The following is a 21,576-nucleotide window of genomic DNA, read 5'->3' on the forward strand; positions in this document are numbered from 1 at the left end:
CAAAAAAGGAGCAATTAGCGCTTCTCAGGATTGTTAGACCCCACAACTGAACGCAGCAGGACACGGCGACATAACATACCAGCGTCAACTTCCGCCCCTAATCCTTTCCCAATCATATGCCGATAAATTGAAGTAGAAATGCATACATAACATATACGCTCACAAGGGGGAGCAATTGGAACGATGAATAGTTTGTTTATGCGAATTTTTTTGTTTTTTTCCTGTTTGATGCTGGCTGCTGGGGCCATTTTAGGCATCACGATGTATCGGGCATCTGCTCAATTGGTTGAACAATCCATGGGGATGCAGGCACAGGCTGTAGCTGAACGGGCAGCCGCTTTGATCGATACGACACTGTATGCTCCACTCAGCACGGGGCAGGACAAAACGGCGTATTACGATACGCTGCGCGCACAACTTAGCCAGTTGCGTGAAGCCAACGGACTCAAATATTTGTACACACTTGGCACACGCGAGGAAAGTGGAAAGGCTGCGTATTATTACGTGGTAGACGGGGCCGCGCCGGATGTAGCCGAGGATGATTTTTCCCCATACGGTACAAAAGAGGAAACACTGTACGATGGCATGCTTCAAGCCTTTGCACAAGACACATCGGTTCGCGGAGAGCTTACTCGGGATGAAGATTACGGGGCTACGATTACCGCTTATGTACCGATTCATGGATCTGATGGCAAGATGTTAGGTATTGTAGGCGCAGATCTGGACTCTACCGCTGTCTATGCACTCATGTCGAGCAACCGCATCACGATGGTTTGGACAGCACTGGCGATTGTATTGCTCAGTGTATTGCTGGTGTATATTTTCGCACGTTATCTGACAAGACCACTGGTGAAGCTGAAACAGCTCATTGCCGAAGTGGGAAAAGGGGACCTCACCGTCAATGTGGAGCTTGGACGCAAGGACGAAATTGGCCAGCTCGCTTCCGAGTTCAAACACCTGGTCACGGATACCCGGCAAGTCATGACGGGCATTCGCCAAAGCTCGGATTCCTTGCTTCACGCCGCAGAAGGTGTATCCCGGCATTCCCAGGCAACGGCCGAGGCCAGTCAGCGGATTGCAGAGCACACGAATCATACTGCACAGGGGGCTTCCGAACAGGTGGTACGCGCTGGAGAAGTCACGGTAGCCATGGAAGAAATCACACGTAGCATGCAGCATATTGCTCATTCTTCTTCCAGAGTTGCCGACGTATCACAGCAGACAACAAACGAAGCCATTCAAGGACAGGCGAAGCTGGATACAGCCATCCGCAGCATGGACGGGATTCATCAGGCCAACGTACAGATGGCCGCATCGACGACCCAGCTTACGGATTACTCCAGCCAGATTGAATCGGTCGCCCACTTAATGAAAAATATTGCTTCACAGACGAATCTGCTCGCACTCAATGCCAGTATTGAAGCTGCCCGTGCAGGTGAACACGGTAATGGTTTCGCCGTTGTTGCTTCCGAGGTCCGCAAGCTTGCAGGAGAATCCGAGCAATCTTCACAACATGTAGCCGAGTTGATTGCCGAGATGACACGTCAGACCTCTTTGCTTGCGGAACATATGTCGGCAAGCACTACAGCGGTGCAATCCGGTCTGACTGTTGTGCAAGAGGCAGGTCAATCGTTCTCCTCCATTCATGGCGGCATTGAAACGATCAACGAGCGCCTGCATGAAGTGTCCGCAGCTTCTGAACAGCTGTCAGCAAGCTCAGAGGAAGTGTCGGCATCCATTGAAAACATGGAACACATCTCGCGAGAATCCTCATCCAGCATCCAGAAGGTATCGCAGGCTGCCGAAACGCAGCTACAATCCATGGGTGAGATCAGTGCTTCCGCAGAGTCACTACGTGTTTTATCCAGCGAGCTGAATGGCCTGATCAGCCGCTTTAAGATCTAGTTCGGTGCCCGCTTGCTCCATACCAAAAAGCCGCATGGCCGTAATCCACATTATCGGGGTTCTCCCCGATCATCGGAACACAGCCTGCGGCTTTCTTTAGCTCTTACCTTTCTACCGATTCGTATCTTTGATGCGTATCGTAGAAAGGTCTTTTTATCTTACATGAAGGTCAGCCCTACGGCTGCCGATCATTAGTAACGCTGCGGAGCAGCTTTTTTCCCCAAATCAGTCATGTATGTGAAAAATGCTTCCGGATCTGTATCATACACCAGTTGTACCGGACGTCCGTCCGCCTGCTCCACCGTGCGGCCTTGGCTCGGGCCATCTGGAATGACGATGCAATTCACGGTCTTTTTCTTCACGATGTCCTCGCGACCTACGGAAGCCGTAGTCAGCACATCCCACAGATAATACGTGGAATTGGTTTCACTGTACACCAGTGGCGGACATCCTGCATAACAGTTCCCCAGGAAATCCACACCTTCGAAGCGGCGTTCTGCTGCCCAGCGGTTACGGACTGCGGGTGTAAGAGGTACTTTGTTTGTGCTTTCGAGTGCGACCAGATCAATCTGGATGCCGCTCTGCCATACGCGATAAGCTGCTTCCGGGTCCCAGAATACGTTCCATTCCGCCGTACCGTCATGCTCCGGCTCTTCTACGTTTCCGCGTTCGAATGTACCGCCCATCCATACCAGCTTGTCGATTTTCTCTTCGATGTCCGGTGCTTCGTCCAGCGCACGCGCGAGGTCCGTCAGCGGGCCTGTGAACAACAACAGCGTTTTGCCTTCGGTATTGCGTACTTTCTCAATCAGATGCTGATGCGCAGGAATAGCGGAGAGCGGCGCTTCCATTTTGCCGGATTCATTCAGAACAGGCAGTGCATCTACATAGAATGAGTGCAGTCTCCATGCAGCTGGAAACGGGTTTTTGCCTCTGGAATTGGATTTAGCCACTTCAATAGAATACGTCCCGAAACGATCGATAATTTTACGGCTCGCATCGGTTGCCGGCTCCAAATATCCGTCTGCCGGAATAACCGATACACCGGTTACGTTTACATTGTCCATTTGCAGAAGCATAAACAGCGATACGAGATCATCCACGCCGCCGTCATGATTGAAATACACATTCAGTTTGTTCGTCATGCTTGCTTTCATCCTTCCTCTGGTTACCCCATTGATGTGAACTTGTCCGTCTGCCCAAGGCCGACGCTTCTTCTATTATGTCCCATAACCCTAAGCCGAGTAAACCTTCCACACCCAAAGAATCCCGTATCTATAGCATCCCCTGCGCATTTTTACCAGCTTATCCATTCCATCTCAGACATACATACCCAAGGCTCTCGCCTCTGGTAAAAAGAAAGATGGACCACGGGCATCAAGCCCCGCCGTCCATCTGCCCCTCCTCCTGAATTACAGGGATCGGGTTGGTTTCTTCTCTTGCTTCTCGGCAATCTCCGTATACTTGCCTGGCCAAAACGCCCATTTGCCCAGCAGCGCTGTAATCGCCGGCACCATGAACGGACGAACCAGGAACGTATCCAGCAGCACACCTACGGCGGTGATGATGCCGAACTGCACCAGTACCTGGATTGGCAAAGTCGCCAATACAGCGAACGTGCCCGCCAGAATCAGACCGGCAGAAGTAATAACTGAACTTGTCTCACCTACACCTTCTCTAATCGCCTGACGAAGCGGCATCGTTTTGCGTTTCTGCCAGATGCTTGAGATCATGAAGATGTTATAATCCTCGCCGAGTGCTACGAGGAAGACAAAGGAATAGAGCGGAATCGCTCCCTGAATAGCCTCTGCTCCAAGGCCATAGTGGATGATGATCCAACCCAGACCCAGTGCGGAGAAATACGACAGGACTACCGTTACAATCAGGTACGCTGTCGCAACAATCGAGCGCAGATAGAGCAGCAGTAAGAGCGTAATCATACCGATCACGACCGGAATAATAATCTTCGCATCCCGCTCTCCAGCGACTTCGATATCATATTGTTCGGCAGTCTGCCCATCAATCCACACTTGTTGATCCACATTGGTAACTCCGGCGTCTTTCAATGCCGCTTCCGCCGTAGCCCGCAAGTCAGGAATATGCTGCATCGCTTCGATTGAGTAAGGATTGAGATTGAACTCTACGTTATACGCCGTAATGTTGGCATTCTCCGCGCCTTGCTGCGGGTCGCCCACCTTGCTGATATAATCCAGTGATTCGAGACGTGTTTTCAGATCTGTCTCTTTGCCTCCGGCATCCACGATCACTTTAACTGGAGCGAGCTCTCCTTGCGAAAATTGCTCCCCAATAACCTTGAAGCCTTCACGCGAAGGTACATTTTCCGGGAAGGAAGATAACAAGTCGTACGTAAATTTCACTTGGGTTGAAAAAGTAGCCAGTCCACCAAGCAGCACTACCGTAATCGCCAGAACCGTCCAAGGTTTAGTCGTTACGATGCGTCCGATCCAGCTTTCACGGACTTTACGCGGAGCCGGAGCCGATTTGCCTTTTTTCTTCGCCCGCTCCACTTCCATCTCGTGAGTACGTGGAACGAATGGATAGAATGATCCACGTCCGAAAATGGCAAGTAGCGCCGGAACCAGTGTCAGGCTTGCAATAAACATGATGAAGATGGACAGACTGAAAGGTACGGCAAAACGATGATATGCACCGTATTCAGCTAACAGCAATACGAGTAGAGCTGCGACAACCGTAAATCCACTCATCGCAATCGCGCCGGATGATCCGGTAATTGCTTGGAATATAGCTTTCTTTTTATCCGGCTCATGATAGAGAATTTGACGGTATCTGGAGATCATGAACAGACAGTAGTCCGTACCTGCTCCGAAGAGTAATACAGTCATGATGGAGATCGACTGGGCGTCAACTGTGATCCAGCCTTGATCCGCCATAAATCCAAGAATCGGACTGGTGACCATATAGGCGAAGCCTACGGCAATAATCGGAATGATCGCTAGCACCGGTGAACGGTAGATCAGCAAGAGCAACACGAGTACAAGCACGACAGTTGCGATGAGCAGAGACACATCGGCGGATGAGAACAATCCGTTTGCATCAATCGATATCCCCACTGGTCCGGTTACGCGTGCAATTAACTTGCCTTCAGTATCTATAGCCGTATCAAATGGATTCATGCCGAAGATGGCTTTTGTTTTCTCCTCTAACCCTTCGACACCTGCCTTCAGTTGCTCTGAATCGGCATCTTTGTTGAAAAACAGCGGCATGACGATGGTGCTTCCGTCTTCCGAAAGCTGACCTTTAATCGCCTGCGGTGGCAGCTGATAGAGCGGTACAACCGACTGTTGCTGCTCCACCGGGTCTTGATCCAATCGCTCGGTTAACGCCTGAATCTGCTGGATCTGATCCTCTGTGAGTCCGGCAGAGTTACGCCAGACAATCAGCGCGGGTAAGCCCTCGCCGCCAGGGAATTCCTTTTTCGCCAAAGCAGCGGCCTGTACGGATGGTTTCGAATCACTTAAATCTTGTGCGTTGTTGGTCTCACGCTGATTTACTGCGGGCCATACCATACCAAGTACAACCGCAATGATAATCCACACGAGCAGTGTAACCCATTTACTTCGTTTGCCCGCTACGAAGCGGCCATAACCTGAACCTTCCTGCATGGTCTATTCATCTCCCTAGTTTTGTTTTAATCCATATAAGTTGAACAGAAAGATGGTTTGCACAGACACTTCGATGACAGAATAACCTGGAAAGTAGCTGTGCAAAATAAATAGTTCAACTCATACGAGAAATCTTTTTATCAAAAACAGCTTTTAAATTAATGTCATGGTATGGAAATGAACCATGGGTCATAATATAATCGAGTTAATTATATATACCGGAAGGTTAATTATGCAATCCCTAATTTTTTGAAAAGTCACAATACGTTATTTTATCCGTAAATGAGGTCGAGTATGATGAACAAAAAACCAAGAAAAGAAGCACGCCCGGCGCGTGCTCCAGGCAGACCCAAAGTAGGTACAGATCAAGCTTCCGCCTACAATAACATCCTAATGACGGCCTCACGGCTGTTTATGGAATACGGATACGAAGCCGTTTCCCTTCAGCAGATCGCTTCGTTATGTCAGGTGACCAAAGCATCGATCTATTATCATTTTTCGAGCAAACCGGAACTTTTCACCATAGCGATTACCCGTATGATGGCGATGGGCATGCAGCAGACCACACTGCGGCTTGAAGAACCCGGCACGTTGTACGAACGGCTGGTCAACGTGGCGGCTGCGAAGATGCAACAGTCTCATGTGGATACGGAAACGATGATGCGTGAAGCCGAAACGTATCTGAATGCCGACCAGTTTGCTCAGATTCGGGATGCAGAACATCGTATCTTCGAAGTTCTCGCTACACATTTCCAGCGTGAGATGGACAACGGGTATTTGAGAGAGGCCAATCCCTTGTTGCTTGCTCAGGCCTTCACGTCCCTGTTGATGTTAGCCAACCGTGAAGATGTACGCCGTATGCACGATACGATTGCCGAACTGGCCGAGGAACTCGTCGGACTCTTTTTGGACGGAGCAGTTAAACATCCATAGGATGAGTAGACGTGTAAACACAACTTCCCCTCTACTATTCCATAATGCGCATCTGGAGAACATTTAGTAAGGTTTCAATGATCGTTAAATCGGCCGAGTTTGGCTAGAGTAACCTTGACTTAAATCAACAGATAGTCTCCCATACACGCGCTAGCGCGGCGATGCCTGGCTCGATGTTCTCTGCTTCAATGCCGGCAAATCCGATGATAAACTCTCTTTTGCCGTCAGCAGGAGCACTTCCGTCTGCCCACAGATACTCCGCCGAGGCCACACGTATACCCATCTCTAACGCCTTAGCCACCATATTGTCGGCTGGATTCGGGTTAATCAGCCTTAAGACCAGATGGAATCCGGCGTGTTCGCCCTTAATCTCCATTCCCGGTTGATCGCCGAAATGCTGCTGAATGGCCTGCACAGTCAGGTCATGTTTGCGTTTATACAGATTGCGCATTTTACGAATATGTTTACCCAGCTCTCCCTCCCGCATGAATAACTCCAATGTCCGCTGATGCAGACGTGAAGCTGACTGTTCGAACAGAACCGTTCGATAAACCTCGCCAAAATGAGGAACGAGTTCCTTCGGGAGAACCATGTAATGCACGCAAAAAGCAGGGGCAAGCACCTGAGAGAATCCTCCCATGTAGATAACAGGTGCGTTCTCCCGCAGTCCCTGCATCGAAGAAATAGGACGACCGGAATATCTGAATTCGCCGTCATAATCATCCTCAATCAGATAGGCCCCGGAACGTTCCGCCCAGTCCAGCAAGGCGAGTCTGCGGCTGATCGGCATCGGCATGCCCATGGGAAACTGATGCGACGGGGATACACCAGCCAGTGACACATCTGCTTGATCCAGTTCATCCAGATTTATGCCTTCGCTGTCCAGTGAGATTGGGATAATCTCATATCCATAATTCCGAAAGGTTCCAGGTAACAGGCGATACCCGGGGTTCTCCACGGCAATTGATCTAACCCCACCTTTGCGAAGCATCGTCTGTGTAAGCAAGGACATGAGCAGATGCTGCTCTGCACCTATCACAATCTGCTCGGGCGTACAGCGAACTCCTCTAAATTGTCCTAGATAGGCCGCAATCTCGTTGCGCAATCCCCACTCACCCTGCGGGTTTCCGTAAAATAATAAACCTTTTGATTCTTCACGCCAAACCCGGTTCGCGTACTGCTGCCATTTCATATAAGGAAACAGGCTAAAATCATTATGCGACATGTGAAAATCATAGGTAACATTCGTCACCGGACGCAAGCTCAGTAAATCTGGTGATACTACTGTAGAACCTGCCTGACCCTGTTTGTTATTTGTACGGGCATAGTTAACCCGTTTTTCATTTTCTGCCGTATGTATATCGGACTTCCCCAGTAACATATCGTGATAACCTTCAATCACGGCTCGAACGCGGTAACCTCTGCGCGGCTGGCTATACACGTACCCTTCCGCAATAAGCTGCTGGTAGGCCGCTTCCACTGGTGTTGTGCTTATGCCCAGCAGTTCTGCCCATTTTCGTACAGAAGGAAGGCAGCTGTGTTCCACCAATTCCCCGCGGAAAATCTCCCGTTTGATATGATCCGAAAGCTGAATATAGACGGGTACACTGTCGTGCTCATCAAGTTTAGGTAATTGCATCATAACTGCCTCACTCCATCTGTCCTTTTCATTTTGTTAAAACTGTATATTTGGAAGTATACAGTATTGGGATATACTCATGTCAGAAGCAAGGACTTACAAACAATATTCAGGCGAAACAACACGCTATATGCCTTACAGGCCCCACAAGTTTGCTTGAATAGATCAGGAGGAAAACAAAACTATGTCACACCCTACATCTACAAATCGCATCGCCAAACTCATGCAGACTGAACGCATTTACCTGCGCCCATTCGATATCACCGATGTCGATGCTTATTATCCAAGCCTGTTTGAGCCCGAAATGCGTAAACAAACAGGAACTCAAGCGAGCTTTACCCGTTCTCAGGTTGAAAAGTATGTAGAGAGTTTAGCTCAAGACGACTCACGCCTAAACCTGCTTATTGCATTACAAAACACAGACGAAATCATCGGCGATGTCGCCCTGATGGACATGCATGCCAAAAATCGCAGTGCACATATTCGCATCGCCATTGATCAGCCAGCTAACCAAGGCAAGGGATATGGTAGTGAAGCCTTGCTACTTATGCTGGACTACGGCTTCGGCATTGCCAATCTGCATCGGATCGAACTGGATGTCTTTGCGTTTAACGAACGCGCCATTCATACGTATGAGAAGCTCGGCTTCCAGCGTGAAGGCGTGAAGCGGGACATGTTGTACTACAATCATCAGTATCATGATGCCATTCTGATGAGCATTCTTGAGCATGAATTCCGGGAGAAACATCTGAAAATAGACAAATGATAGAGTTCACGCAAAAAATACAAAAACCGGGGAGGTTATTCCTCCGCCCCGGTCAGGAAATGCAGATGACCCGCCAGCACCGACAGCTCGGCGGGTGTCTCCATGTACAATTCGCCATCCGTATCGGCCGGCATCGGTACATCTGTTTTTATTTTCAACGTCGACGCCTTGAAGTAGGAAATACTCTCATTCCGCGGTTGCCATTCTCCCTCTGGCTTATGTGAAAGCACCTCACGCAGAAGTGGAATGCCTGTCTCATGAATAATAAGCACATCCAACTTACCATCCTGCAACGCATCCGGAGCAAAAGGTAACGCATTCGTGCCCAGAAAACGTCCATTCGCCGCGTAGATCATCACCGCTTCGCCTGTTGTCCGCTCTCCATCGATCTCTAGCTCATACTGAAATGGATCGGAACGGGTTATCGTCTGGAGTGTGCTGATGAAATAACTGACTTTGCCGAGCGCCCCTTTTAAATTCTCGTTAATGTTCTGTGAAGCCTCACTGATGAGCCCTATTCCGAAAAAGTTCGTAAACACCCGATCATCTGCTCGTCCCACATCCACCGAGATAACTCGACCTGACAGCATCTCTTGTGCTGCTGTCTCCGCATCCGGGGAAATCCCAAGTGATCGTGCAAAATCATTACATGTACCGCCTGGAAGTACGCCGATCTGTGGAGGATTTTGCAAGGATGCCAGCCCGTTTACACACTCATGCACCGTACCATCGCCGCCTAGAATAAACACCACATCGAACTCTTCCCCGCGCTTCCGGCACAGCTTCTCTCCTTCACCCGGTTCATCCGTACGAACCACGACCAATTCATGAATAGCTGGAGCAAGTACGCCTGTGACCAGACCTAATGTATTCTCCCGATTGGCTTTCCCTGCATGAAGATGATGTATTAACAAGGCTTTATTCCATTCCATGCTGCTTTCCTCCATTCCAATGCTTGTTTCCCTTTACCCAAAAAGGTTGAAGTGATAAACAAAACCATGGCTCAGCGCATGATCGTGACATGCGAACCGTGGTTGTGAAGGTGAAACTTCATATAAAGAAGCGACAGACGGAATATGCATCGTTTTTGTTGTTCATGCGTAATACCAGATAGCTGTACAGGACAAGCTACTTTCATTCATTTTTGGCAACGTGAGTTGTATTTTATTTTATAAAAATAAAGCTTCTGTTCTGTCTGGAGCCACATGATTACCATCATTTATTATCATGGTTTCGCATCTCCGGTCTTATAGCCATTACCTGCTTTAACCGGATGTATGCATGAGAAAAAAGGTTCCTCCGCAACCTATGAGATATAAGCAACAACTTCGCGGGAGCAACCCATTCAATTCGCTTCAAAACGGTTATATGTACACTATACACGAATGGAGGAATTCCCTATGATTCCAGCTACAATGGAGCAATTAGAGCAAGTTCGCAAGGAATGCCGTACGATGGTTCGCAAAAGAGCAACCGCTTCTGCTGGCTCCACACTCGTACCTCTTCCCGGTACAGATGTCATCGCTGATGTGGGCATGCTGATGCAGCTGTTACCTGCCATTAACAATAAATTCGGATTATCTCAAAAACAGCTCGACGGCATGGACCCTGAGACGAAGTCCATGATTTACGGATTTGTGATGTCGATCGGGAGTAAAATCATCGGCCGCATGGTCACGAAGGAATTAGTCGTTCAGGTGCTCAAACGGGTGGGTGTACGAGTAGCGACTAAATCGGTCGCCAAGTTTGTTCCGTTTGCGGGGCAAGGTCTCGCCGCCGCTCTCAGCTTCACTGCCATGCGGTATGTGGGCAACAAACACATCGACGACTGTTATGAAGTGGTTAAACGTATGATTGAACAGCGCGAAGGCCTGCCTGGCGAACCGGCAACGGCATCACTGGAGGAAGCTACCCGCCATCACCTTGAGGAAAACTTGCAGGATATAGCTGAACATGAAACAAAGCAGCATGCTGATACGAAAGAGGAAGAGGAAATCAAACAGGACCATCAGAGCACCAGTGAAGGTAAGAAGGGTTTCCTGTGGAGACCAAGGCTTAAATAGTACGTTAAATTGTCTTCCATACATTGCATATCTGCAAGCGAACATGGCTGGCGGGACAAGGCACAACATCTATCCGCAGGAAAACGTTGTGGCATAGCAGTGATAACACAAACGGGACGAAGCAGTGCAATGACTGCGACGTCCCGTTTGTTTGGATTTATGTTACACCAGAGGTGCGAAGAGCACCGTGGCGGAGGTTCTATTTTTCCAAAAAACTATGGTTCTAGACAATCCTGACGGGTCCTGACAGCCTTTTAGATATCCACTCTAATCTGTTAGATCGCCTGCGGCTGCTGCTCCGTAAACTGACTGTTATACAGATCCGCATAGAAGCCCTGCTTCGCCATCAGTTCCTCATGATTGCCCTGCTCAATCACGTTACCATGATCCATGACAAGAATGAGATCGGCACCACGAATGGTAGACAAACGGTGAGCGATAACAAAACTTGTACGGTCTTGCATCAGCTCATTCATCGCTTTCTGGATAAAGACCTCGGTCCGTGTATCAACGCTACTGGTTGCTTCATCCAGAATCAGGATGGACGGGTTCGCCAGAATCGCTCTCGCAATCGTCAGCAGTTGTTTCTGACCTTGAGAGATATTGGACGCCTCTTCATTCAAAATCGTATCGTAACCGTCCGGCAGTGTGCGAATGAAATGATCAGCATGGGCAGCTACAGCGGCATTAACCACTTCCTCTTCCGTTGCGCCTTCCCGTCCATACGCAATATTATCCCGGATTGTACCGTTAAACAGCCACGTATCCTGAAGCACCATACCGAACAGACCGCGCAGATTACCACGGGACATGTCTTTAATGTTAATGCCATCAATGGTAATCCGGCCACTCTGGAGTTCATAGAACCGCATAAGCAAGTTAATCAGCGTTGTTTTCCCGGCACCTGTCGGTCCAACAATAGCTACAGTCTGACCTGGTGCCACATTAATATTCATATTGCGAATGAGCAGTTCATCTTCTTTATAGCCAAAATCCACTGTCTCAAAAGCTACAGCCCCTGTCGGGTAACGCAACGTTGCAGGTTGTTTGGCCTCTGGAACTTCCTCTTCCTCGTCCAGTAGTTCAAACACGCGCTCTGCCGAAGCAATCGTGGATTGAATAATGTTGGAGATGTTGGCAATCTGGTTAATCGGCTGTGTGAATTGCCGAGAATATTGTGTAAAGGCCAGAATATCCCCGATGGAGATCGAACCCCGAGTAACAAAAATCCCGCCGACCACACAGATCAACACATATCCCAGGTTTCCGACAAAGTTCATCAAGGGCATAATAATCCCGGAAATGAACTGGGCTTTCCAACCCGATGCATACAGTTCTTCATTCACTTTCTCAAATTGCTGTACAGATTGTTCCTCACGTCCAAAGGCTTTGACCACCTTGTGGCCAGTGTACATTTCTTCGACATGACCATTCAGTTCACCGAGTGACTTCTGCTGTCCGGCAAAATGTTTCTGCGAACGGGAAGCCACCAGCATAACCACAATGACACTAAGCGGTAAAGTCAAAATTGTAATCAGCGTCATCCATGGACTGATCGTCAGCATCATAATGATGACACCCACAATCGTCACCACGGACGTAATAAACTGGGCCAAACTTTGTTGCAGCGTGTTACTGATATTGTCCACGTCGTTGGTTGCACGGCTAAGCGTCTCACCATGTGTACGGGAATCGAAATATTTCAGTGGCAAACGTCCAACCTTGGCACTGATCTGCTCGCGCATATCATAGACGACCCGCTGAGCTACACCCGCCATCAGATATTGCTGTACATACGCAAAAGCAGCACTGAGCAGATAAAGTCCAAGCAACAGGTACAATACTCGCATCAGGGCTGGGAAATCAATCCCGGCTCCCTGCACACCCTGCATAATCGCAATGGCTCCATGGGCAAGAATATCTGTACCCTCTGCCATAATCTTCGGACTAATTATGCCAAACACGGTACTTAAAATGGCAGCGATCAAAACAAAGATCAGACGAGAGCTGTGTGGCCGAAGATACTGAACCAGGCGGCGCAGTGTGCCTTTGAAATCCTTCGCTTTCTCGACAGGAGGCCGCATGCCCATTCCGCCGCCAGGATGTCCTGGTCCGCCTGGGTTGCTCGGTGTTTTGCGTGGTGCTGTACGTTCACTCATGCGATCTCCTCCTCAGTCAGCTGGGAGGATACAATCTCGCGGTACACTTCATTGTTCTCCAGCAGCTCTCTATGTGTTCCCGAACCGACAATTTCACCCTCATCCATAACGAGAATACGATCTGCATCCATAACCGTGCTTACCCGCTGAGCTACGATCAGCACAGCCGCTTCCGTCGTTTCCGATTTGAGCGCAGCACGAAGTTTGGCATCCGTTTTAAAATCAAGGGCCGAGAAACTGTCATCGAAAATATAAATTTCAGGACGGCGAACGAGTGCGCGTGCAATGGACAAACGTTGTTTCTGTCCACCTGACACATTATTCCCGCCTTGTGCAATCAGGCTGTCATACCCTTCCTTCATCTCGGAGATGAAGTTTTCGGCTTGGGCCGTACGTGCCGCATGAATCACTTCATCCATACTCGCATCATCCTTACCTTGCCGAATGTTATCTGCAACCGTACCGGTAAAAAGGACAGCTTTTTGCGGGACAAACCCGATTTTGGATCGAAGTTCTTCTTGTTTAAGCTCCCGCACATCGGTTCCATTCACACGCACAGTACCTTCGGTCACATCATAGAAACGCGGAATGAGGCTCAGCAATGTGGTTTTACCCGAGCCCGTACCGCCGATAATCGCTGTCGTTTCACCGGAACGAGCCGTGAACGAGATATCGGACAACGCAGCATTTTCTGCACCCGGATAGCGGAAAGTGACATGGTCAAACTCAATCGTTCCCTGCATCGATTTCATTGTGCGAGGCTGCGCAGGATCAGACAGATCAGGTTGCATATCCAGCACTTCGTTAATCCGTTCTGCGGAAGCTGATGCTCTTGGAATCATGACAAAAATCATGGATACCATAATCAGTGAGAACATAATCTGCATCGCATATTGTACAAAGGCAATCAGGGAACCAATGTTCATATGACCGCCATCAATACGCAGACCACCAAAGTACAGAATCGCAATCATCGAAAAGTTCATGACCAGCATCATCACCGGCATAACTGTCGCCATCAGGACGTTGACCTTAATCGACGCATCTCTTAATTCCGTATTTGCCCCATTGAAACGAACACGCTCATGCTCGCCACGGTTAAAAGAACGAACAACCCGGATACCTGTCAGCTGTTCACGCAGAACCAGATTAAGCCGGTCCAGCTTTTTCTGGATTTGCTTGAATAACGGAAATCCTTTGGAACCGATTAAGGCGATTGCTCCTGCAAGTACAGGCAGAACAACGAGGAAGATGGTGGATAGCTTCGCGTCCTGAGAAACGGCCATGAAAATCCCCCCGATACACATCATCGGAGCCATAATCATCATGCGCAGCATCATCGTTAATACGTTCTGTACCTGTGTAATATCATTGGTTGTACGCGTAATCAGTGAAGCTGTGCCAAGCTTGTCGAATTCCTGCAGCGAGAAATTCTCAACATGCCGGAACACTCGGCTGCGTAGCTGTTTGGCAAATCCGCCCGCTGTGCGCGAAGACAGATAACTCGCGATAATGGAACATGTGGTTCCGCCAATGGCAATCAGCAGCATGAAACCGCCAATTTTCCAGATATAAGGTACATCACCTTTGACGATACCCAGGTTGACGATATCAGCCATTAACGTTGGCAGGTACAGCTCCGCCATCGTTTGCAGAAAGATGAGCGCCAAAATAAAAATAATCGGAATACGATAGGGCTTCAACATGCGAAATAACTTCATCATGGCGTATCATCTCCTTGTTCGGTTGTTTCTGTATCAGGTGCTTTATTGTCGTTTTCATGTCCCTCATCGTGACCGGAAACCTGTGCATCAAAGAAGGTATACACCTTGCTGAGCAGTTCCGCCAGTTGCAAACTATCCTCTTCGCCCAAATGTTCAACCAGTCTGTTGAAGGTAGCCATTCGTTCTTCATGGGCTGCACGAATAATTGCTCGGCCTGCATCTGTAATTGTAATCCGCACCGCCCGCCGATCCTCGGGGTCCATCGTCCGCTCAACCAGCCCTTCATCCTCCAGGCCACGAATCACGGGCGTAATCGTTGGTGATTTCACACGCATTAATGCGCTAATTTCGGACACTTTTAAACCCGGATGCTCCTGGTTCAGATGGCTCTCGAAATCAGGCGGATTATCCCGCCAATCCATACGCTCCCCTGGATGTGCACCATGAAGCAAACAAGCGAGTACCATAATTTCGTTGTGATTGCGCCCATGTGGTTTATGTTGTCTCCATTTGCCTTTGTTAAACTGCATAATGGAATATAAAAGCTTCTGGGCTACCGGATCTATGCCAGTCATCACATCACCCTCCTTCTTCGGAACATCATGTTCCATAAAATAATCATCGCCTGTCTATTAGATAGGACTTGTATTTAATAGCCTACCGATTTAATAGATGACCAATTTAATAGTTAATCAATTAATTAGGTTACCTAAGTATATTATCAGCTTTTGTATATGTCAATCATTTCATCCATGTCAAAAGCATCCAATATCAGAGAGCATTCCAATACTATCTGAACACCCATATAATCACTTGCGCTTCTACTTGACAGCATGTTTACTCTTAGCCATCCCATGACAAAAAGCCCCCAACCCATCAGTTTGATTAAGACCAAACGAAGGGAGTAGAGAGCTTTTTTAAAAATAGAATTTCCTGAATAGATTTTTTAAAGCAGACCTGTTGAATCGATATTTATTTTGAAGCAGATACACTCTTCGGCACAGCAGCAAACGGGAAATAGTCTTTAGCATTATTATAGGATATGCCTTGCACGATCTGACCGAGCAGTTCCAAATCGTTTGGTGCTTCACCTTGTTCTGCCCATTCACCAATCAGATTACAGAGCAGGCGGCGGAAATATTCATGTCTCGTATACGAGAGGAAGCTTCGGGAATCGGTCAACATGCCGACAAAACGGCTGAGCAATCCCACATTCGCGAGTGCCTTCATCTGAGCGAGCATGCCATCCTTCGTATCATTGAACCACCATGCAGCGCCAAGCTGAATTTTACCTGGTACGCCTCCACCTTGGAAGCTACCAATAATGGCTGCCAGCACTTCATTATCCCTTGGATTAAGGGAGTAGAGGATTGTCTTTGGCAAAGCATCCTGCTGCTCCAACGTATCCAGCAATCCAATAACAGCCGCCGATAATGGCGTATCATTCACAGCATCGTACCCTGTGTCAGGCCCGAGCTTCTTGAACATTTTCGTATTGTTGTTACGAGCTGCATTGATGTGGAACTGCATGACCCAGCCACGCTCTGCATACAGCTTGCCAAGGAATGTCAGTGTAACCGTCTTGTATCCGTCCTCTTCCGCGCGCGAAACCTTCTCACCAGCGAGTGCTTTGGCAAATGCAGCGGCTGCTTCCTCGCGTGTCGCTGTAGCATAAGGCACATAATCCAGTGCATGGTCAGAGACACGGCCGCCTACGGAATGGAAGAACTCCACGCGGGATTCCAGCGCAGCCAGGAATGAGTCATAATCCGTAATGGCTGTGCCCGCAACCTGTGAAAGCTTGCCTACCCACTCGATGAAAGTATCCCGGTTCAATTCCAGTCCTTTGTCCGGACGGAAAGACGGCAGAACTGCTGTATCGAAACCTTCAATCTCCTGAATTTTGAGGTGATATTCTAGAGAATCCGTTGGATCATCGGTGGTGCACACCACGGTGACATTGGATTTGGTAATCAGATCACGCGCACCGAAGCCTTCGCCGGTCAGTTTGGCATTTACTTTTTCCCAGATCGCTGGAGCGCTTGTCTCATTAAGCACTTCATGTACATCGAAATAACGTTGTAATTCCAAGTGAGACCATGCATACAGCGGGTTGCCGATCATCATCGGCACTGTTCTGGCATACGCAAGGAAACGGTCATAATCCGTTACCCCTTCGCCGCCCGTTACATACTTCTCTTCAACACCGTTAGCCCGCATCAGACGCCATTTGTAATGATCGCCGTACAACCAGGCCTCTGTCAGATTGCCAAATGTTTTGTTCTCGTAAATTTCCTGAGGACTGAGGTGGCAGTGATAATCCATAATCGGCATGTCTTTCGCATACTGCTCGTACAGCTTGACCGCCGTTTCATTGTGAAGTAAAAATTGTTCATCCAGAAAAGATTTCATTCGCCTTGCACGCTCCCTTTAGGTGAGTTTACGTTCATTTAGGTTCACTTTCCATCTTTACGCTACACCGTTTTCGCCTAAAGTTCAATATAAAATGATAGCGTTCTCAAAAAAGGTTGGTTTAGGCACACTCTTGGAAACACAGTATACTGGATTTAACGTCAATGATACCGATTTAAAGATCGATGCTGATGTTACTAATATCAATATTGATATACTAAGATAGAATCAGTACAGGTTATTGCAATGGAAGCTTGACCCTACAGCGGTCTTACATTTGCCAAACAAGGAGATGAAATGCGATGAAAATCACTTTTCTAGGCACAGGAGATATGTTTAGTGTTGAACAGCATCACAACAGTATGCTCGCTGAATTCGGCGATACACATCTGGTCATTGATTTTCCAGAGTCCAATGCCAAAGCGCTCAAGGAATACGGATTCGCGATGACAGGTATTCATAATGTGTTTATCACCCATCTACATGAGGATCATATTAATGGGGTTCAGATGCTCGGCTATTATGCACAGATTGTCGGTGATCGCAAACCACGCCTGTTCATTCATGAAGAGTTGGTTGACCCACTGTGGAACATCCTTTCTCCAGGGATGCGGTATACAACAGACGGCGAGCGTACAATGAGTGACTATTATGATGTGATTCCGCTTCCGGATGGCGGAAGTTTTGAGCTTGGCGGGGTCAAGTTCGAGACGTTTCGCACGCAGCATGTTCCCGGCATGGTCAGCAACGGGCTGATGGTAAAGCCTTATTTTTACTATAGTGCAGACAGCACGCTGGATCGTGAGCGAGTGGAACGGGTTGCACCCGATGTGCAGTTGATTTTCCATGAATGCCATATGCATGACCTGGTGATCAAATCCCATACGTCACTGAAGGATCTGGAGCAGCTCCCCGCTGAAGTGAGACGGAAAACGGTACTGATGCATTATCATGATGAATATGCCGATGCGGACAAACGCGCAGCATTCAACCGTGTGTACGCGGGTGATCTGCGCATGGCTGGCACGCTGGAGTCCTTTGAGTTGGGGGCATATTAGTAAACGGGCTATGGCCTACAAAATAGAACAGATCATCGGCATGGGAATGAGAGATTAGGGGGCAGGACGATCCCTGGCCCTCCGTTCCCCCGTTATTCTCATCACTCCCAAAACTTCATATATTCAATCATTCTTGAAGATGGCTTGGCTTGAAGGTGAATATAATCCTCTTCCCGCTGATCTTCTGGTCCATATGAGATTTTGACATACACATCAGTATAGTTCTGAAGATATTCTGCGCTAATTTCGGATTTGGGTCTCAGAACATAACTTCTGGATAAGCCTAATCCCAGCGGCTCTTTATCCGGCCGCAACGTAGTTTCATATGTATTGCCCACATTCGAATGGAATAGTTCAGCTGCATCAATAACTTGAAACATATCGGGATCGAGAGTGAAGGTTTGAATGACATTCATCATCGGCATGCGAACTTCATCAATCATAACCTCATAGGTGATCCCATCCACTCCAGATTCTCGGTCAGGGTTTACATCCACCGTTGCAGCCAGATGATACTCTCCTGGCAAGGCTCCTTTGAAACTCTCCTGATCCTTTGTTACCCGCTGGGTTATATCCCTGCGTTCTGTGTTAAACGTATAGTTGTCCGCGCGCTTAACTTCTCCATTTGGTCCTTCTTTCACGCCAAAATTGCACGCCGTTAAACTTATTGCTATTACAAGCAGATAGAGGACAAGCCAAAAGGCAGACGTTCTTGCTCTTACTTTTGTAGTTCTGTTTATTGTAGTTTTGGTTCTTGTAGTTCTGGTTCTTGCAGTTGTTGTTATTGTTGTTATTGTAGTTCTTGTCCTTGTTTTTGTTTTTGTATTGGTTTTAATTCTACGATGCATGCCAGTGCTAACTCCCTTCTCTCTTTCATATATTCCCTTATCGAAACTTATCGCTCATCCATATGAACAACATATCTAGCATGATACTTAATACGTTAATAAAAGTGTCCACCATCATTGATATTCTCTTGTAAATTCGAGTGAGACGACCTAACTAGTCTAGATTTCAAATAAACTTTTCCCTATATTTGGATTATTGTAGCATATATTCTAATATTAATCTCACATAATCTCTGTCATGTGTGTGACGTAAGTAGTGAATATGTTGGATGGTTGGTTGGTTGGTTGGTTGGTTGTTGTAGTTAAGCATAAGTGGGATGTGCGTAGAGTAGATTGAGAGTAGATAAGTCGTTAGGAAGTAGCTAGAGTAGAGGCCTGACTATATAAATGCGGGGAAATTCCATCAGTGTACACTCTGTTTTAAGTTTCCATTGTACGTTAACGATCACCAGAAACCTTATTTTACGTATATTGAAGGGTTTTACATTCTAACGATCACCAGAAGCGTTATTTGGATGAATTCGCTGTAAATGATAGCATTTTGACCGAATTTCAGCAAAATAAGCTCCACTGGGATCGTTAGAATTCCAAGGACCCTGTTTGGAGGCAAATAAGGCTTCCTGAGATCGTTAGAGTTCCAGAGCTGCTTCCAAACTATAAGTTACTAAAATGGGAAAACCACCTGAACTATCAGCACGCAGCAACGCGTCTGTTTGAACGTCCTCCACTCGTTGGTTACTATTGGACGAGTGAAGATACCGTTCAGTTTCAGGTGGTTTATTTATTAGTTGCAGTGCTGTATCATATCGACCTTTTTTACTTGTTACGTATCACTTATGCAGAGACATTGTCCTACAAATATTCACAAACAATTACTTTGGCGATTCTCAACATCTAGTTTGAGCCATCTACAGTGTCTTCACCGCAGTCCTCATTCTGCTCAGACAGTGCCCAGACGGACACCCCTCCGCCGCAGACGTGGAACGTAGCCCAGCCATCTTCCTCAATGGTGATTGAATCTTCACAACTACCGGTCAGGTCTTCCCAGACTTCCCCTGCACGATGCTCTCCGACAAACATTCTCTTCTCACCGTCATCTCCGTTTGAGATGACCACTGCGCAACCCGAGCCTTCAAACTCTTCCAATCCGCGACGAACCCAACCAATGGTGTTGGGATGATCGAAATAGTCTTCCTGCTCTCCATAAGCTTTGTTGCAACGAGCTGACAACAGAATGTCCAAAATCTCTTTTTTGCCCTCCACCGGTTCAGGTCCGCCAATCCCGTAATAATCGCCGTAAAAGACGACGGGATATCCGTCACGACGCAGTAGCGTCAGTGCATACGCGCTCGGCTTGAACCAATCGCCAACCCAGGATTCGAGCGCCTCGTGGGGCTGCGAATCGTGGTTATCCACAAAAGTCACCGCATGGGTTGGATGAGTCTGAACCAAGGTGTCTTCAAAAATTTTGGAAAGATCGAAATCGCGTCCAGCCAATGAGGCCTCATGAAATTTATAGTGAAGCGATACGTCAAACAAGTCAATTTGATAATCCACTGTATCTAAAAAGGTACGACAAGCATCCAGGTTGGGATTCCAGAACTCACCGACGATATAGAAATCTTGCCCGCGTTTGCGGATCATCTCTGCAGTAAATTCCTTGATAAACTCATGGTTAATATGTTTGATCGCGTCCAGTCGGAACCCGCCACATTGTAGCGTATCGATCAACCATTTGCCCCACTCGATCATTTCATGCCGTACATCCGGGTGGTTATAATCTATATTCGCAAACATCAGATAATCATAGTTGCCAAACTCATCATCGACATTTTCATTCCAGGTTTTGTTCTCGCCGGCAATGCGGAACACACCCGTACGTTCTTCTTTTGCATCAAAATCAGTACCGTTGAAGTGTTCGGATGTCCATTTGAAGGAAGAATATTCGTTGCCCCGGCCCGGGAATGTGAACTTCGTCCAGCCTTCGATCTCGAATGGTTCGGAAATCTCCTTCGTTCGATCATTAGGATCAACCTCGATCACTTTAAAGACTTCCTTTTCATCTGCTCCGGCCTTATGATTCATTACGAGATCCACATAAACGACAATGCCGCTCTTCTGACATTCTGCGATGGCTTCCACCAGTTCCTGCTTGGTGCCATATTTCGTGCGTACCGTACCCTTTTGATCAAATTCACCCAGATCGTACAGATCATATACGCCATAACCTGTATCCTCTGCAGACACTGCCTTTGTTACAGGAGGCACCCATACAGAGTCTATGCCTTTTGCTTTCAGTTCCGGGGCCATGTCAGCCAGTCGCTTCCAATGATTTCCGTCTGCAGCCAAATGCCATTCAAAAAACTGCATCATGGTATGATTTCTCTTCATCACAAACCGACCTCCTTGATTTGCATTCGAAGCG

Annotated in this window: 15 protein-coding genes; 5 read left to right on the top strand and 10 right to left on the bottom strand. The window is 47.8% G+C overall.

Annotated features, from left to right (window positions below):
• Positions 1-198 precede the first annotated feature (198 nt).
• A complete protein-coding gene (locus ACT89M_RS26480; RefSeq protein WP_487344909.1) occupies positions 199-1,905 on the top strand; it encodes a methyl-accepting chemotaxis protein in 1,707 nt (568 codons plus the stop codon).
• Between the two features lie 191 nt (positions 1,906-2,096).
• Here the strand turns inward: ACT89M_RS26480 and ACT89M_RS26485 are convergent, their stop codons facing one another.
• Together ACT89M_RS26485 and ACT89M_RS26490 are read right to left on the bottom strand one after the other, a co-directional pair.
• Positions 2,097-3,050 (bottom strand): nucleoside hydrolase, encoded by a 954-nt coding sequence (locus ACT89M_RS26485; RefSeq protein WP_090924098.1) that lies wholly within the window; start codon positions 3,048-3,050, stop codon positions 2,097-2,099.
• A gap of 267 nt (positions 3,051-3,317) precedes the next feature.
• A complete protein-coding gene (locus ACT89M_RS26490; protein ID WP_308722663.1) occupies positions 3,318-5,549 on the bottom strand; it encodes an MMPL family transporter in 2,232 nt (743 codons plus the stop codon).
• A 294-nt stretch (positions 5,550-5,843) separates the two neighbouring features.
• Between ACT89M_RS26490 and ACT89M_RS26495 the strand changes: the two genes are divergently transcribed.
• On the top strand, positions 5,844-6,482 hold the full coding sequence (locus ACT89M_RS26495) for a TetR/AcrR family transcriptional regulator (RefSeq protein WP_308722662.1): 639 nt from the start codon (positions 5,844-5,846) through the stop codon (positions 6,480-6,482).
• 124 nt (positions 6,483-6,606) lie between these two features.
• Here ACT89M_RS26495 and pdxR read toward each other — a convergent pair whose 3' ends face one another.
• The gene (gene pdxR / locus ACT89M_RS26500) at positions 6,607-8,124 is read right to left on the bottom strand and encodes a MocR-like pyridoxine biosynthesis transcription factor PdxR (protein WP_154890207.1); all 1,518 of its coding nucleotides are present in this window, start codon (positions 8,122-8,124) and stop codon (positions 6,607-6,609) included.
• Positions 8,125-8,305: 181 nt separating this feature from the next.
• On the opposite strand from pdxR, the gene ACT89M_RS26505 reads away from it, so the two are divergent.
• Positions 8,306-8,887 carry a GNAT family N-acetyltransferase gene (locus ACT89M_RS26505; RefSeq protein WP_154890205.1) on the top strand — a complete coding sequence of 194 codons (582 nt, stop codon included), beginning with the start codon at positions 8,306-8,308 and terminating at the stop codon, positions 8,885-8,887.
• 35 nt (positions 8,888-8,922) lie between these two features.
• Here ACT89M_RS26505 and ACT89M_RS26510 read toward each other — a convergent pair whose 3' ends face one another.
• Positions 8,923-9,819 (bottom strand): diacylglycerol/lipid kinase family protein, encoded by an 897-nt coding sequence (locus ACT89M_RS26510; RefSeq protein ID WP_154984425.1) that lies wholly within the window; start codon positions 9,817-9,819, stop codon positions 8,923-8,925.
• A 468-nt stretch (positions 9,820-10,287) separates the two neighbouring features.
• On the opposite strand from ACT89M_RS26510, the gene ACT89M_RS26515 reads away from it, so the two are divergent.
• Positions 10,288-10,950, top strand: coding sequence for a hypothetical protein (locus tag ACT89M_RS26515; RefSeq protein WP_154890201.1), 663 nt, complete (start codon positions 10,288-10,290; stop codon positions 10,948-10,950).
• 275 nt (positions 10,951-11,225) lie between these two features.
• Here ACT89M_RS26515 and ACT89M_RS26520 read toward each other — a convergent pair whose 3' ends face one another.
• The 4 genes from ACT89M_RS26520 to uxaC all read right to left on the bottom strand — a co-directional run bounded on the left by ACT89M_RS26520 (position 11,226) and on the right by uxaC (position 17,245).
• Positions 11,226-13,109, bottom strand: coding sequence for an ABC transporter ATP-binding protein (locus ACT89M_RS26520; protein WP_487344910.1), 1,884 nt, complete (start codon positions 13,107-13,109; stop codon positions 11,226-11,228).
• A complete protein-coding gene (locus ACT89M_RS26525; RefSeq protein WP_154890196.1) occupies positions 13,106-14,833 on the bottom strand; it encodes an ABC transporter ATP-binding protein in 1,728 nt (575 codons plus the stop codon). The genes ACT89M_RS26520 and ACT89M_RS26525 overlap by 4 nt, the downstream gene beginning before the upstream one ends.
• Positions 14,830-15,408 carry a MarR family winged helix-turn-helix transcriptional regulator gene (locus tag ACT89M_RS26530; protein ID WP_186809703.1) on the bottom strand — a complete coding sequence of 193 codons (579 nt, stop codon included), beginning with the start codon at positions 15,406-15,408 and terminating at the stop codon, positions 14,830-14,832. The genes ACT89M_RS26525 and ACT89M_RS26530 overlap by 4 nt, the downstream gene beginning before the upstream one ends.
• A 397-nt stretch (positions 15,409-15,805) precedes the next feature.
• The gene (uxaC, locus tag ACT89M_RS26535; protein WP_308722659.1) at positions 15,806-17,245 is read right to left on the bottom strand and encodes a glucuronate isomerase; all 1,440 of its coding nucleotides are present in this window, start codon (positions 17,243-17,245) and stop codon (positions 15,806-15,808) included.
• A 302-nt stretch (positions 17,246-17,547) separates the two neighbouring features.
• On the opposite strand from uxaC, the gene ACT89M_RS26540 reads away from it, so the two are divergent.
• Entirely contained in the window at positions 17,548-18,303 is a 756-nt protein-coding gene (locus ACT89M_RS26540; protein ID WP_487344911.1) for an MBL fold metallo-hydrolase, read from the top strand.
• 101 nt (positions 18,304-18,404) lie between these two features.
• On the opposite strand, the gene ACT89M_RS26545 is transcribed toward ACT89M_RS26540, so the two are convergent.
• Together ACT89M_RS26545 and ACT89M_RS26550 are read right to left on the bottom strand one after the other, a co-directional pair.
• The gene (locus ACT89M_RS26545; protein WP_154890188.1) at positions 18,405-18,944 is read right to left on the bottom strand and encodes a hypothetical protein; all 540 of its coding nucleotides are present in this window, start codon (positions 18,942-18,944) and stop codon (positions 18,405-18,407) included.
• A gap of 1,101 nt (positions 18,945-20,045) precedes the next feature.
• Entirely contained in the window at positions 20,046-21,542 is a 1,497-nt protein-coding gene (locus ACT89M_RS26550; protein ID WP_487344912.1) for an alpha-amylase, read from the bottom strand.
• Positions 21,543-21,576 lie beyond the last annotated feature (34 nt).

This window comes from Paenibacillus sp. NN59, assembly GCF_057597225.1.

Coding starts and splice junctions, on each gene's coding strand:
- ACT89M_RS26480 (WP_487344909.1), top strand. CDS start 199: ATGCGAATTTTTTTGTTTTTTTCCTGTTTGATGCTGGCTGCTGGGGCC.
- ACT89M_RS26485 (WP_090924098.1), bottom strand. CDS start 3,050: ATGACGAACAAACTGAATGTGTATTTCAATCATGACGGCGGCGTGGAT.
- ACT89M_RS26490 (WP_308722663.1), bottom strand. CDS start 5,549: ATGCAGGAAGGTTCAGGTTATGGCCGCTTCGTAGCGGGCAAACGAAGT.
- ACT89M_RS26495 (WP_308722662.1), top strand. CDS start 5,844: ATGATGAACAAAAAACCAAGAAAAGAAGCACGCCCGGCGCGTGCTCCA.
- pdxR (WP_154890207.1), bottom strand. CDS start 8,124: ATGATGCAATTACCTAAACTTGATGAGCACGACAGTGTACCCGTCTAT.
- ACT89M_RS26505 (WP_154890205.1), top strand. CDS start 8,306: ATGTCACACCCTACATCTACAAATCGCATCGCCAAACTCATGCAGACT.
- ACT89M_RS26510 (WP_154984425.1), bottom strand. CDS start 9,819: ATGGAATGGAATAAAGCCTTGTTAATACATCATCTTCATGCAGGGAAA.
- ACT89M_RS26515 (WP_154890201.1), top strand. CDS start 10,288: ATGATTCCAGCTACAATGGAGCAATTAGAGCAAGTTCGCAAGGAATGC.
- ACT89M_RS26520 (WP_487344910.1), bottom strand. CDS start 13,109: ATGAGTGAACGTACAGCACCACGCAAAACACCGAGCAACCCAGGCGGA.
- ACT89M_RS26525 (WP_154890196.1), bottom strand. CDS start 14,833: ATGATGAAGTTATTTCGCATGTTGAAGCCCTATCGTATTCCGATTATT.
- ACT89M_RS26530 (WP_186809703.1), bottom strand. CDS start 15,408: ATGACTGGCATAGATCCGGTAGCCCAGAAGCTTTTATATTCCATTATG.
- uxaC (WP_308722659.1), bottom strand. CDS start 17,245: ATGAAATCTTTTCTGGATGAACAATTTTTACTTCACAATGAAACGGCG.
- ACT89M_RS26540 (WP_487344911.1), top strand. CDS start 17,548: ATGAAAATCACTTTTCTAGGCACAGGAGATATGTTTAGTGTTGAACAG.
- ACT89M_RS26550 (WP_487344912.1), bottom strand. CDS start 21,542: ATGAAGAGAAATCATACCATGATGCAGTTTTTTGAATGGCATTTGGCT.